Here is a 13,666-nt window from a genome sequence, read left to right on the forward strand (position 1 = left end):
ATATGAAGAAAGGATGAGCGTGATTGCTGGCATGAAGAAGTTATTTTCCAAAATCAGACCTGCCAAGAGCCAGTCAGGCGAAGACAGTGCAGTCGGACCAACGGAGCACCAGGAACCCGTTGGGCAGGAGGAAGCGGCATACATAAGTGAACCACAGAACCCATCCATCGACTCGCACGACATAACCAGTGACACAAGCCAGGAGGAGGTTGCGGTTGCAGCAGCTGAACCTGAAGTGAACTCCCAGTCTTCCAAGAAGGATCTGTTGCCTCCATATGACGGGCCCGTGCTGGAGGTTCGCAATGTTCATCGCAGCTTTCAGACAGGAAGCCGCATTATTCATGTGCTCAAAGGCATTGATATGGAAGTGAACCCGCAACAGCTGGTGATGTTGAAAGGGCGATCAGGCTCAGGGAAAACGACGCTGCTCAATATGCTGGGCGGCCTGGATCAGCCTTCAAGTGGAGATATCCTGTTCTCCGGCCAGCCTCTTCAGGATTGGGGAGACCGGCGGCGGACCGCTTTGCGACGCAGGGAAATTGGTTTTATTTTTCAGGCGTATGCGCTGATGCCCTTGTTGTCTGCCTGGGAAAATGTAGAGCTGTCGCTCCGCATGGCGGACGTGCCGCGTTCAGAATGGAAGGACCGGGTAGGTCATTGTCTGGATCTGGTTGGACTAACCAAACGGGTCAAGCACCGTCCATTCGAGATGTCCGGGGGAGAACAGCAGCGTGTGGCCATCGCCAAGGCGATAGCCCACAGACCGAGATTATTGCTCGCGGATGAGCCAACAGCTGAACTCGATTCCAAAATGGGAGCACAGGTGATGGCTGTATTTCGCAATATTATCGAAGTTGAACAAGTAACGATCTGTATGACTACACACGATCCTACGATTTTGGAGGTTGCGGACCATGTTTATGAAATGGCGGACGGCAGATTTATCAAGTAAAGGGGCCGCTCCGAAGAGGGGGAAACGCGCAGCGCTTATTGTGCTTAGTGCGATAGTGGCTGCAACGATGTCCGGATGCTCTTTGCTGCCGGCAGAAACAGAGGAAGAAGTGCTTCCGCCAATTACACCGCCAACGATCTCCAAGAAGCCGGAATATGAAGTTCGGACCGAGACGCTGGAGAAGAAAGTAAGCGGAAGTGGCAAGATGATGAGCCAGCGGGAAGAAAAGGTATATTTTACGCTGGACGGTATGCATGTCAAAGAGTTGAATGTAAAACCAGGGGATAAAGTGAAGAAAGGTCAACTTCTCGCTGTACTTGATGTAGAGAGTGTGGAGAAGGAGATCCGGGCCAAAAACCTGCAAATTCGCAAATCGGAAGTGCAAATGAAGGAAACGCTTCGCAAGCGGGATGAGATGGACCCGGTGGAGTTCGAAGAGTCCACGATTGCCTTTGAAGAACTTCGTCAGGAACTGGCTGATCTGGAGGATCAATTGGGTAAAGCCACTTTGACCGCTCCGTTCGGCGGAACGATTATTGCCGTGCAGGTGGAGAAAGGTGCGGCTGTCAAAGCCTATGACCCGATTGCGACCATAGCAGATACATCCAATCTGGTTGTCGCAGCTACGTTTGCCAAAGAAGATCTGGAAAAGTTCTCGGCTGGCATGAAGGCGGATGTGGACATTAATGGTGCAGGCAAAGTGGCTGGCAAAGTTAAAGTTATGCCTGTTGCCCAAGCATCTGGAAGCGGAACTGGTAGCGGCAGCGGCGGAGGTTCGGGAGAAGGCGGAACGCCTCCAGCGAAAGAAAGCCTGGATCAATATGTTATTGTTTCGCTGACGAAAATGCCCAAGGGTGTTGAACGCGGTACACCTCTAACGGTATCCATTGTTACCCAACGTACAGAGAACGCGATTGTTATTCCTGTATCCGCTTTGCGCTCCATCGGTTCAAGAACGTATGTGCAAGTGGTGGAGAGTGATGGAAGCAAGCGTGAGGTGGACGTGGAAGTCGGACAGCAGACATCTACGGATGTGGAAATTCTAAAAGGTCTGACCGTTGGACAGAAAGTAGTGGGCCGCTAATGGGGCTGCCATTGCTTCGACTGCTATTCCGCAAAATGTGGAACACTCGCTGGATGACGTTCAGCACACTGATCGGACTAATTGTGGCGGTTGCGTTCACCGTTAGTATTCCAATGTATGCCGATGGTGCGCTCAAGCGGGTCGTGGCCCAGACACTGCAGGATAACAGTGAGGGACTGCCAGCCGGTTCGTTGCTCATGAGTTATCAGGCACCTGGTGGTGTGAAGACTGACACACGTGGTCTGGAAGAGGTGGATCGCTATATTCGCGAGGATGTGCCTCGTGACATCGGTTTTCCTTTTCATACGTATGTGAACTCCCGTTCCATCCGCAGCACGGAAGTGAACCCGGAAGATCCTACTAAAGTGGATGCCAGCCGGGTCCGCAGCATGAGCCTGGGCACGATGACAGGTCTGGATGCACAGGTTAATTATTCTGCGGGAGTGAAGCCGGGCAACCAGGTCAAGGACGATATTATTGAAGCGGTCATGCTGGAAGAGGGCATGTATCGTAACGATCTGCATATCGGAGATGTGCTGGAATATCCGATTAACAGCGGTCTTGATATTACGTTGCGTGTGAAGATTACAGGTTCTTTCAAAGCGGATGATCCTAGCAGCCCGTACTGGGTGCAGGGGTTTGACGGTATGATGAACGGACTATATGTAGATGAATCGGTATTTAATGATGTTTTGTTGAAGGAAAAAGGGATCCCTCTTCAGAATTCACGTTGGTATTATGCATTTGATCTGAAAGAGATTCAAACGAGCCAGCTCTCGGGGCTGACCTCTGTGCTGGAAAGGCTGGATATTGATCTGTATCAGCGGTTGAAGGATACGAAAGTGGACATCACCTTCGGGGATCTGCTGAAACAATTCCGCAGTCAGAGTCTGCAATTGCAGACCATGCTGTTCACACTGGCAGCACCGATGATTGCGATGGTCTTTTATTTTATAGCCATGAATGCCAGACAGTCGTTGCAGAAGCAGGAAAGTGACATCGCGGTTCTGCGCAGTCGCGGAGCTTCTGCCCGGCAGATATTCTCTCTTTATCTGCTTGAAGGTATATTCCTGGGTGCGATTGCTCTCGTCATCGGACCGTTTCTTGGATGGTTTATGGCGAAAAGCATCGGTTCAGCCAGCGGATTCCTGTCGTTCGTGGATCGGAAATCCATTCCGATCGGAATATCGAAAGAAGCGATCCTGCTTGGCCTTATCGCTGTGTTGGTAGCCATCATAGCCTCGCTCATTCCGGCAATAACTTATGCGCGGGCGACGATTGTTTCGGCCAAGCGTCGGCAGGCTCGTACGGATCGTGCGCCGGTATGGCAGCGCTGGTTCCTGGATATTGCGTTGCTGGGGCTTGCGGGGTATGGATATTACTTGTTCTATGAACGGCAAATGTTGACGTTCCAGACCGGAATGACGACAGATCAGCTTCAGGTACAGCCGTTTTTATTTTTTGTTCCGGCACTCGCCATCTTTGCACTGGGACTGTTCTTCTTACGGTTGTTCCCGTGGATTTTGAAGCTCATTCAGCTGATCGGGCGCAAGTTTCTCCCGGTTCCATTGTATCTGACACTGACACAGCTTTCGCGTTCATCGTCTTCTTACTATCCTTTGATGATTCTGCTTGTATTGACACTCGGACTTGGTGTGTATAACTCGGCAGCGGCTCGTACTATTGATCTGAACTCGACCGAGCGCACGTTATACCGATATGGTTCGGATGTTATTATGCAGACCGTATGGGAAGGAACACCTGAGGTTAAGCCAACGGGTTCCGGACAAAGCGGCGGTTCAGGCGGAGGACAGCAAGGTGGAGGAAGCGGTAATGGTGGTTCTGGAGGCGGAGGAAATGGCGGCGGAGGTGGATCAGGTGGGGGTGGTGGTTCACAACCCACGAAGATGATCTATTCCGAGCCACCTTTTGAAGTGTTCCGCAGCTTGAATGGGGTCGAACATGCAGCGAGAGTGCTGCAAACGAAAGGCAATATTATTGTCTCTGGCAAATCGGGTGGACAGGGAATGCTGGTGGGGATCGACAATGTGGATTTTGCTCAAGTGGCTTGGTTCCGCAACGATCTGTTCCCGGCACATCCTTATAAGTACCTCGACTTGCTTGGAAAATATGAAGGGGCCGTATTGATCTCTTCCAAATTTGCAGACAAATTCAAGCTTAAAACCGGAGACCTCGTCTCCATTGGTGTACAGGGTCAGGCGATTGAATTTGTAGTTTTTGGCATTATCCCTTACTGGCCCGCTCAGTACCCGGATCAAATGCCGTTCTTCATTGCCAATCTGGATTACATCTATGATCAAGTGCCTCTGATTCCATATGAGGTCTGGCTGAAGATGAAGCCGGATGCCAAAGTCGCTCCGTTGATGGAGAAGCTTGCAGCAGAAGGCATTGAGTTATCGTCAGTACGCGATGTGCGTACAGAGCTGGTATCCCAGGGCAAACATCCGTCAAGGGGCGGAGTGTTCGGCATACTGAGTCTCGGATTCCTTGTGTCGGTCATTATTTCCCTGATCGGATACATCCTGTACTGGTTCTTCAATCTATCCGGGCGTGTAGTACAGTTCGGTGTTCTGCGGGCGATGGGGTTATCCCGTGCGCAATTGAGCGGCATGTTGCTGCTGGAGCAGGTGTTCACGGCGGGACTTTCGATCATTCTCGGTATTGGCATTGGTCAGGTATCCAGTCGTCTGTTCCTGCCCTTCCTGCAAACCACAGATAATGTGTCCGCACAGGTACCTCCGTTCCGAATTGTATTTGAAGAGAAAGATATGCTGCAGCTGTATGGCGTGACCGTGGTCATGCTGATCATTGGAGCAACAATGCTGCTGTGGCAAATCCGCAGGCTGCGGGTTCACCAGGCAGTCAAAATGGGAGAGGAGAGGTAAACGTGATCCAATGCGAAGGACTTGTCAAAATTTTTAAATCCAGCGATGTGGAAGTCGTTGCCCTTCAAGGTCTCAATCTGACTGTCAATCAAGGTGAAATGATGGCCATTATTGGCAACAGCGGCAGTGGTAAGTCTACCTTGCTCAACATCCTGGGAGGACTCGACCGTCCAACAGCCGGTACAGCCGTTGTCGGAGATTGGGATTTGCTGAAAATGACAGATACCCAATTGGTGGAGTACAAACGTCATACCGTAGGATTCATTTGGCAAAATAACGGTCGTAACCTGCTGCCATACCTCACTGCACTGGAAAATGTGGAAACACCCATGATTTTGGGAGGCAAGCGAGATCGCGCCTATGCCATGCAGCTGTTGGAGTGGGTTGGACTGAAGGACCGGATGCATAACAAGCTGCATCAATTGTCCGGTGGGGAGCAGCAGCGGGTGGCGATTGCCATCTCGTTATCGAATCGCCCCAAACTGCTGCTTGCCGATGAGCCGACAGGTTCGGTGGATTCGGAGACCTGTGATACAATCATGGGCATTTTTCGCAAAATGAACAAAGAGCTCGGGGTCACGATTGTGATTGTTACTCATGATCTGACCCTCGCTGGCAAGGTGGACCGGATCGTGGCGATTCGGGACGGCTTGACCAGCACCGAGTTCGTGAAACGCAATCCGAATCTGGATGATGAGCATGGCTTGTCTGAGGCAGGAGCCGCGGATATTCATGAAGCTTTTGTCATCATTGATCGGGCGGGACGACTTCAGGTGCCCAAGGAGTATCTGGAGGCACTGTCCATTGATAACCGTGCCACATTGGAATTTGACGGTGAACGTATTGTTATTACACCGCCAAGATAATTTTAGAGGGGGAATTGGGAGATGAAGAACAGGTTTTGGGGAAAACGGGTGCTGGCCGTGCTGGCTACAGCCAGTCTGGCATTGCCGCTGCTTGCGGGTTGTACAGCGAGTGAGTCCAAGGATAACGAGCAGCGTGTATTGCGTGTAGCAACGATGTGGGGGGGCCAGGATGACAGCTATTTCCGTCAGCAGTTTACCGATGCTTTTGAATTGACACATCCGAATATAACGATTGAAGTTGTTCCTGCCGTAGATCAGGGCAGTATGTATGGATATGGTAACCAGGAAGAGCAGAAGGACGTCCCGGATACCATGGAAAGCTTGAAGAAGATTATGACAGGGGATAACCCGGTAGACGTCATCGTAGCGGATACGGCGACAATCAAGTCGTTAATTCAGGAAAACATGGTGAAACAACTGGATCCACTGATGCAGGAAGACAAGTTTGATACTTCGGATATTGTGCCAAGTGTTCTCGAAGGAATCAAGGATTTGGGAGATCAGAGCATCTACGCTTTGACACCAACGTTCTCCTCTTCAGCATTGTTCTACAACAAGGGCATGTTTGAGAAAGCAGGCGTGGAACCTCCAACGGATAATATGACGTGGGACGATATTTTCAACCTGGGTACCCGTCTTACGAAGGGTGAAGGCAAAGACCATGTGTTTGGTTTCTCGTTCAGTACCTATCAAGGTGGTTCTCCATACTATACGATGTCCCAGTATTATAACTCACTGCAGCTGAAAATTTTTGATGACAAAGCAGAGAAAATGACCGTAGATTCTCCTCAATGGGAGAAAGTATGGAGCACCATTAGCAAACTTGCTCTTGATAAGGTCATCCCTAAAGGAGACGAACCGCAGGATCAGGATGACAGCGGGCGTTATAATCCAATTCAGGGTGATCTGTTCCTAGGTAGCAAAACAGCGATGGTCATTGGAGATTACAGCTACATTAATCAATTGATTGATGCCAATAAAAATGCGGATAAAATGAAAGATTTTACGAAGGTAGATTGGGATGTTGTTACACCTCCGGTTCATCCGGAAGCTCCCGAAATCGGAGGCAACATTTATCTGAGCAACCTCATGGCCATTAATAGTTCAGCTCAGAACCCTGATGATGCATGGGATTTGATCAAGTACATGAACAGTGAAGATTGGGCGAAGATCAAAGCACGCAGCAGTTATGAGATGGTTTCCCGGAAGAGTTTCATTAAACCGAAGGATGGCTTGGATTACAACATCCAGGCATTCTATACGCTGAAACCTGTACCTCCGACCAATACGAACTTGGATAAAATGTATCAAAAAATGCCTAACCTCTGGCAAGTAAGTGACAAGGGCATGGAATACTTCAATCAAGTGCTTGAGAACAAAAAGACACCAAAAGAAGCGCTTGGTGAATGGGCGGCCAAAGGAAATGAAATGCTGGAGAAGTTGAAAAAGAACCCTAAAGCCACGTTTCAATAAGGTTAGATGATCTTGTGATAAAATTATAGATACAGCCGCTGGAGATTTAGTTCTTTGGCGGCTATTTTTATGGAATTGGGGTATTCTACAAAAGCAGGGAAAAATGATGGCACCAGGAAAGGACGAGTGGAATGCACTGGGTATATTTTAGCAAATTGTATACAACCAAATTTCAGGCAGGGTGTCTTGCGAAGCGAATGGAGCAGGATGGATGGATTTACGGTCATAACGAGCCAGCTGAAGTGGAAGTATATCGTTCAAAAAAGGGGCGGTATGGTGTACGTTTCATTCCCTAACATTACCCCTTGACTTATGGCATAGGAATGGTGTATATTAATTAAGTCGCTGTTTTAATATTTCTTACTGACGCGGGGTGGAGCAGCCCGGTAGCTCGTCGGGCTCATAACCCGAAGGCCGCAGGTTCAAATCCTGCCCCCGCAATTTAGTTTTACTGGATGATTCACAGCCATCATGTGAACGTTATACGTTTTTGTTCAGGGCCCTTAGCTCAGTTGGTTAGAGCGGTCGGCTCATAACCGATTGGTCACAGGTTCGAGTCCTGTAGGGCCCATTCTCTCAAAACCCTTGCGGAGCAAGGGTTTTTTTCTGTTGTTACAACTGAAATATATACGAAAACCTGCAAAACTTGAAGGTGATGAACGTAATGATCTGTTCTGGTTGGCTGCAGTTTGGATCGCGACGACTCCGCCCGCTGGGAAATTGGACGTTTATTTTGGAAGTTGATTATTTTCAAGTGCTGAGAATTTTTAAATAATTCACTTGGAGAAAGCTCTGTTAGCATAAGGCTACCGGAGCTTTTTTTATGGCAGACAAGCGAGTGCTAAAGAATTTGTAAACGAACCTGACGGAGTGAATATATGGTATAATTTTGAAATATTTGCAGTAAAGGTGGTGACAGTTCGGTTATCGATTAACCATGGATGTATTAACGAATAGTCCCTGCCCTGAAAGGCAGGTTTTTTCTTTTTAGGGGAGTACAATATTGGCCTTGATTTGACCAGACGAAGTTTATGTTATAATGCGTTAGAGATTGAAGGGTCGGTCTATGAAATTAGAATGGAAAGCAGGGTTACAATTAATGATGCAAAACGAAGGACAGCGATTCCGCTTCAGTGAAGCTCCGGTGTGGGATTGGCAGCGTGCATATTATGAACAAAAAGGGCTGCATGCTTGGACAGAGAATCAGGTACCGCAATACATAACGAGTAATCCGATGATTGCAACGGCGTATGCCGAGATGATTTTTGGCTTTCTTCAGGACCTCGCAAGCAAAGGGAAGACAACCGAAACGGTGACCATTCTGGAGCTTGGAGCAGGTGTTGGGCGCTTAGCGCACCAAATTTTGCTCAAACTGATAGCGTTGAAGGATTTTGCAGGCTTGGAGTTGCCTGCTTTTCGATATGTAATGACCGATCTGGTAGAAGATAATGTGTTGGGATGGAGAGCGCATCCGTCCATGCAATCCTTCATTGATCAAGGGATCCTGGATTTTGCACGCTTTGACGCAATACAGGATACTGAATTGAATCTGGTGGTGGCGGGTACAGCTATTCGGCCTGGTGATTTGAAACAACCCTTGTTGTTGATTGCCAATTACTTCTTTGACAGTATTCCACAGGAGTTAATTTATGTTGGGGAGGGTGAGATATATGAATGTGATGTACTCGTCCAATCTTCAGCACCTTCTTCTCTTTATTCCAAACCTGACGAGCTGCTGGAAAATATGACACTGAGTTATGAGTACCGTCGTGCACCTGAGTACAGTGCAGAAAACTATCCGTATCATGAACTTATCGCGCTGTACAAGGAAGAGTTGGAGGATTCGCACATTCTGTTCCCGACCATTGGCCTGTCCTGTCTCGAACGGTTGAACACGTTATCAGATTCAGGGTATGTGTTGATTACTGCGGACAAAGGGGACCATCGACTGGACAACTGGAAGTTTGCTGAGCCGCCTGAATTCGTTCTTCATGGAAGTTTTTCTTTGACAGCGAATTATCATGCCATTCAATATATATTGGAACAGCGGGGAGCTCACACTCGTTTCACAACACACCATTATAAGGATCTGAACGTGGGATGTATGTTGATGTTGGACGAACCACTGGGGTACGTAAACACACGGCTGGCATATCACCGATTTGTTGAACGTTTTGGACCCGATGATTTTTTCAGTATAAAGGAATGGATGGATGATCAGGTAGAACGGATGGAGCTGAAGCAAATTTTACCTTTTTGGCGTCTGGGCGGGTATGATGCTGAGTTTTTGATCCATAGTGCCAACCGGATTTCGAGTCTTCTACCTGATGCAAGTGATGAGGAAATGCTTGATATTCAGTCTGGAATCCACATCATGTGGTCTTCTTATTATGCAATGGAGCGACAAGGAGATGTAGCATTTCTTGCAGGTCAGCTGTTATATGGGATGTATATGTATGAGGACGCTAAGCGTTTTCTGGAACTGTCCCTGGATGCGGATTCGAGAAAACAAAATTCTGCTGTGCTATACGACTTGGCCGTGTGTTGTTATGAACTTGAACTGGAAGAAGAAACGTTGGCTTACACGCGGAAAGTATTGGCTTTGGAACCTGAGCATGAAGAAGCAATGGATTTGCTGAATAGCTTCGAATGTTTATAAAGATTGAAACTCACTTCTCTTCATCGTATTATTAGGATAATCACACAATAATTTCCGGTGAACGGAAGAGGAGATGAGAAGATGAAGAAGGTTCTGACTATTTTGCTTTATCCACTTGCGGCGGTTGTGGGAGCGCTGGGTGCAAATTCAGCTGCGACTGGTGATATGGTACTTTTTGCGAAAGATATAGCTGTAGATCGAGGTTCTGACGGGCAGGAGATTAATGATAGAATCGAGCGCAGGAATTCCTAATTACATATCATTTAAACTGTAAAAGTAATTGTTAGACGGAGCGGTATACCAAAGACAATTACTCTTGAAGCGAAGTGCGATGAGCAGAAATTCTGCCTGTACAACCTTTAAGCCGGTTTCGTACCTGATTTAGGTGTGAACCGGCTTTTATTCATGAGGGGGATAACCGTTGAAGATTATAATTGGACAGCCCAAGCTGGAACAGCAGTTACTGCAGCTGGAAGCGGAATTGAAGCAACATCCGGAAGCGGATGTATTGTTTTTTCCTGAAGGTTATCTGAATCAGAACGTGGAAGAGGCCAGTCGTCTGGCAGCAGCATATGGAACGATGATTGTGTCAGGTTATCGCAGGTTGGAAGAACGCCCCAAGGACCGTTCGATCATTATTAACAAGGCGGGGGAGACTGTATTGGAGAAAGCGAAGTATACCTCTGCTGAGGTCGTTAAGGAACAGGAGTGGGCCATCAGCACCTTGTTGTGTGACGAGCTGGTGTTACAAGGTTTTCATAATGCGAATATTGGCAGAGTGGATATAATCATGCATTCCATTGGTGTAGGGATGTTCAGTGAAGAGCAGTATACAGAGTGGATGGAAGAAGCACGGCAGATAGCGGTACAAAATCAATGCATCGTTATGGGTACCAGTCATGCGGACGGTACGTATCGTGACAGTGAAATTTCAATTCCAATCGCTTATTGTATTGCCCCCGATGGGCAAGTGGTCTTGGCATCCAGAAACGATCCACGTACTCGTTTGATTACCCTGGACAAGCAGAATACAGCAGACCGCTGTCATGGAACATCAGGAAATAATGTAAATATTCAAGTCGTTCCTTCGGCATAATTCAACTGACAGAATACGCAATGATTGGGCCGTAAGCTTTCCGAATAGCCCGGTCATTGATGTTAGAATCGACATATGTTATGGCATACCTTGAAATTCAAAGGAGGCCAATCAAATGAGTGAAGTTGGATATGGTTGTAATAATGTTGGAGGAGTAGGAAACGGTATTTGTACTTCCACTGCCGCAATTCTGGTACTCTTCATCCTGCTCGTCATCATCACTAAATCTTTCTGGCTGTAAGCCAGAACAGACAAGGTGAGGACCGGGTTACGTGTACGCTCCGCTGAGACTTCAGCGGGGCTTTTCTGCGTTTCTATGAAAGAGTGATATGATGAAAGAGATTTGACAACCGAAAACAATGTGCTTAAAATCACATAAGAGACTATTAATAGAGATTGAAGGGATAGCAATGCCGTTTATTCGTTTTAAAGGATTCACAGGACCCCAACTGGAGGAAGTTGTACCCCGCATCACGGAGCAATTTGCGTTGATTACCAATATTCCGCGGGAGAGAATGAAAGCAGAACGTCATGACGTACAAGCTCTTACTCCTTCCCCGGCTTCAGTAGAGATTCTTATGTTCCAACGTGATCAGGAGATTCATAATCGGATTGCTTCCTCAATGCAGGCTATTTTGGAAGAAGCGGATTTGCCTGATGTGCATATTTTCTTCAATATACTGTCACCAGCGCTGTATTATAAACAAGGCAAGCCGTTGACAGATTACCGATTGGATTGAGAATAAAAGGGCTGCTCCGATCATGTTCGGAAGCAGTGGAGACGAGCAGATTGTGCTCGTCTTTTATTTTTAACTTAATCTTATAACGTAGCAGTTTCCTATCCCTACTTTTCTTTGATTCGATGCAACTGGAAAGCGCAAAGGGAGGATACGATGAATAAACCACCGCCAATCCAATACACCAGCCGAACCCCCATTTGATCAGCAATCAGACCGAAGATTACCGTAGATATGCTCATGGCAGCTGAGAGAACAATACCATGTGCAGCGTATACCTTGGACAGGAATTCGACAGGTACACTGCTCTGAAAAGCCGTTTGCTGAGCAACATCGCGGATCTGATAAGCGGGACCCATAAGCACACACAATACCAGGGCAAGCCAGGGAAGGCTGTTTAAACCGTATGCAATGGTCAGCAAGCTGATGAGAAGCGAACCTATTGTCATACTGGAGATCAGGTGCTTCTGTATGCGAGTGGCCAGCGCGATAGCCAAAATTCCCCCGAGAATGGTGCCTGCAGAGTAGCTGGAGTTGATAAGTCCCCACCAACCTTCTTCTTGGCCCAAAGCTTCTTTCACAAAAGCAAGCGTGATAGCGCCGACCCATATGGAGCCAGCAGCACCTTCAACCAGATCCATGAACGTAATCAGGCGCAACGACCGATTTTTCCAAAGGATAAGCCAACCTTCCCTTAACACATCCCATCTGGAAGTGGCATTTTCGACTTTTTCCTGAATATTGCGGGTAAGTGAGCTGATCGTAATCATCAGCATCAGGACAGCCCAGGATAAGGCTGTAGCCGCCCAAAATGTTTGTGCAGCACCCCAGTGCATAACGATGAATCCGGTCATCGCATATCCGATAATTGTCACGGTCTGAGTGGAGAAGGAGAGAAAACTGTTCGCCTTCACCAGATCTTCTCCTTGAACCAATCGGGGAGTTAACATGTTTAACATTGGAGCTTCCCATCCGTCCAGAAACGACAGAATCGCTACTCCCACAAGCAGAAGGGGAATATGCGTAGTGAGACCAGTAAATGCGATGGCGATCCCGGTAATCATCAATGTTTTGGCTAAAGGAATGGTAACCATCAGCCTCGAGAATGCGAAACGGTTCACAAGCATAGGAGCAGTAAATCCGGCCACGATACGCGCGGACATTTGAATAAATGGAAACAGCGCAGCGTAAAGGACAGACCCGGTCTGTCCGTAAATAAATGTCGTGATAACCATGATATATATAACATTAATGAGAGAGAGCAGTGTTTTGGCAGCCCAAAATGGATAAAATGCGATGTTCATGCTAAGGTGTCCTTTCCACAACGATAATTATATTTTACGGGTATCGTTGTGAACGCACCACAAACAAAGTTATCATTTTCCCGTCATTGAGCAGCAGAAAGACAGCTGTCCCAAGGGATAGCTGTCTTTCTGTTTTCTATAATTCAAGCCACAACGAGCGAAAAAGCGATAAGCAGCATCAGCAAACTGGTCATTCTGGTCATAGCCATATACGGTCTACTGGGTTCACCTTCACCCCGGGAAATCCAGCCATAACGCAGGTACCAGCCAAACTTAGGGAAGCAAAAATTGATGATACAAAGTGTCATGAATATAAAAAAGAGGGTTCTCATACCCGATCTTCCTTCCTCATTTTACATGACCGCCTCAAAATTAACGCTTACGTCTCGTGAAGAAGAAAACAATCAAAATAATAATAATGACAATTAATAGAAATTTCATAAGTGACCCTCCTGATGGCATGAAGAATATTTGTGAATGTATTTATCAGTTATTACCCAAGGAACACATGTCTTGAATAACTATGTTACAATTAATTATATTGTTTTTATATAAACACATACCAACGGGTTATCGATAGCTTCATTAA

Annotated in this window: 13 protein-coding genes and 2 tRNA genes; 13 read left to right on the top strand and 2 right to left on the bottom strand. The window is 47.2% G+C overall.

Translation table 11 applies throughout. The features are described 5' to 3' along the window. The first annotated feature begins 31 nt into the window (after positions 1–31). The 13 genes from P5G61_RS01860 to P5G61_RS01920 all read left to right on the top strand — a co-directional run bounded on the left by P5G61_RS01860 (position 32) and on the right by P5G61_RS01920 (position 11,776). Positions 32–952: an ABC transporter ATP-binding protein gene (locus P5G61_RS01860; RefSeq protein WP_301243868.1), complete on the top strand. Its 921-nt coding sequence runs from the start codon at positions 32–34 to the stop codon at positions 950–952. Further along, positions 915–2,036, top strand: coding sequence for an efflux RND transporter periplasmic adaptor subunit (locus tag P5G61_RS01865; RefSeq protein ID WP_301243870.1), 1,122 nt, complete (start codon positions 915–917; stop codon positions 2,034–2,036). The genes P5G61_RS01860 and P5G61_RS01865 overlap by 38 nt, the downstream gene beginning before the upstream one ends. Beyond that, positions 2,036–4,942 (top strand): ABC transporter permease, encoded by a 2,907-nt coding sequence (locus P5G61_RS01870; RefSeq protein WP_301243872.1) that lies wholly within the window; start codon positions 2,036–2,038, stop codon positions 4,940–4,942. The genes P5G61_RS01865 and P5G61_RS01870 overlap by 1 nt, the downstream gene beginning before the upstream one ends. Positions 4,943–4,944: 2 nt before the next feature. Beyond that, entirely contained in the window at positions 4,945–5,808 is an 864-nt protein-coding gene (locus P5G61_RS01875; protein ID WP_301243874.1) for an ABC transporter ATP-binding protein, read from the top strand. 21 nt (positions 5,809–5,829) lie between these two features. After that, on the top strand, positions 5,830–7,281 hold the full coding sequence (locus P5G61_RS01880; RefSeq protein ID WP_301243876.1) for an ABC transporter substrate-binding protein: 1,452 nt from the start codon (positions 5,830–5,832) through the stop codon (positions 7,279–7,281). Positions 7,282–7,436: 155 nt separating this feature from the next. Further along, entirely contained in the window at positions 7,437–7,577 is a 141-nt protein-coding gene (locus P5G61_RS01885; protein WP_179132216.1) for a hypothetical protein, read from the top strand. Positions 7,578–7,648: 71 nt separating this feature from the next. Beyond that, positions 7,649–7,722 (top strand) — tRNA-Met (locus tag P5G61_RS01890). 56 nt (positions 7,723–7,778) lie between these two features. Next, positions 7,779–7,852 (top strand) — tRNA-Ile (locus P5G61_RS01895). Positions 7,853–8,380: 528 nt separating this feature from the next. Next, positions 8,381–9,940 carry a tetratricopeptide repeat protein gene (locus P5G61_RS01900; protein ID WP_301244310.1) on the top strand — a complete coding sequence of 520 codons (1,560 nt, stop codon included), beginning with the start codon at positions 8,381–8,383 and terminating at the stop codon, positions 9,938–9,940. Positions 9,941–10,021: 81 nt separating this feature from the next. Continuing rightward, the gene (locus P5G61_RS01905; RefSeq protein ID WP_301243878.1) at positions 10,022–10,192 is read left to right on the top strand and encodes a hypothetical protein; all 171 of its coding nucleotides are present in this window, start codon (positions 10,022–10,024) and stop codon (positions 10,190–10,192) included. A gap of 169 nt (positions 10,193–10,361) precedes the next feature. Further along, the gene (locus tag P5G61_RS01910) at positions 10,362–11,036 is read left to right on the top strand and encodes a hypothetical protein (protein ID WP_301243880.1); all 675 of its coding nucleotides are present in this window, start codon (positions 10,362–10,364) and stop codon (positions 11,034–11,036) included. A 115-nt stretch (positions 11,037–11,151) separates the two neighbouring features. Then, entirely contained in the window at positions 11,152–11,277 is a 126-nt protein-coding gene (locus P5G61_RS01915) for a YjcZ family sporulation protein (protein WP_301243882.1), read from the top strand. 169 nt (positions 11,278–11,446) lie between these two features. Then, positions 11,447–11,776, top strand: coding sequence for a DUF1904 family protein (locus P5G61_RS01920; protein ID WP_053784203.1), 330 nt, complete (start codon positions 11,447–11,449; stop codon positions 11,774–11,776). Between the two features lie 104 nt (positions 11,777–11,880). On the opposite strand, the gene P5G61_RS01925 is transcribed toward P5G61_RS01920, so the two are convergent. Next, positions 11,881–13,077, bottom strand: a complete 1,197-nt coding sequence (locus P5G61_RS01925) for an MFS transporter (RefSeq protein WP_301243887.1) — start codon at positions 13,075–13,077, stop codon at positions 11,881–11,883. A 143-nt stretch (positions 13,078–13,220) separates the two neighbouring features. Beyond that, the gene (locus P5G61_RS01930; protein WP_301243889.1) at positions 13,221–13,409 is read right to left on the bottom strand and encodes a DUF6199 family natural product biosynthesis protein; all 189 of its coding nucleotides are present in this window, start codon (positions 13,407–13,409) and stop codon (positions 13,221–13,223) included. Positions 13,410–13,666 lie beyond the last annotated feature (257 nt).

The organism is Paenibacillus vandeheii, from assembly GCF_030433635.1.
Taxonomy (GTDB): Bacteria; Bacillota; Bacilli; order Paenibacillales; family Paenibacillaceae; genus Paenibacillus; species Paenibacillus vandeheii.

Coding starts and splice junctions, on each gene's coding strand:
- P5G61_RS01860 (WP_301243868.1), top strand. CDS start 32: ATGAAGAAGTTATTTTCCAAAATCAGACCTGCCAAGAGCCAGTCAGGC.
- P5G61_RS01865 (WP_301243870.1), top strand. CDS start 915: ATGTTTATGAAATGGCGGACGGCAGATTTATCAAGTAAAGGGGCCGCT.
- P5G61_RS01870 (WP_301243872.1), top strand. CDS start 2,036: ATGGGGCTGCCATTGCTTCGACTGCTATTCCGCAAAATGTGGAACACT.
- P5G61_RS01880 (WP_301243876.1), top strand. CDS start 5,830: ATGAAGAACAGGTTTTGGGGAAAACGGGTGCTGGCCGTGCTGGCTACA.
- P5G61_RS01900 (WP_301244310.1), top strand. CDS start 8,381: ATGATGCAAAACGAAGGACAGCGATTCCGCTTCAGTGAAGCTCCGGTG.
- P5G61_RS01905 (WP_301243878.1), top strand. CDS start 10,022: ATGAAGAAGGTTCTGACTATTTTGCTTTATCCACTTGCGGCGGTTGTG.
- P5G61_RS01915 (WP_301243882.1), top strand. CDS start 11,152: ATGAGTGAAGTTGGATATGGTTGTAATAATGTTGGAGGAGTAGGAAAC.
- P5G61_RS01920 (WP_053784203.1), top strand. CDS start 11,447: ATGCCGTTTATTCGTTTTAAAGGATTCACAGGACCCCAACTGGAGGAA.
- P5G61_RS01925 (WP_301243887.1), bottom strand. CDS start 13,077: ATGAACATCGCATTTTATCCATTTTGGGCTGCCAAAACACTGCTCTCT.
- P5G61_RS01930 (WP_301243889.1), bottom strand. CDS start 13,409: ATGAGAACCCTCTTTTTTATATTCATGACACTTTGTATCATCAATTTT.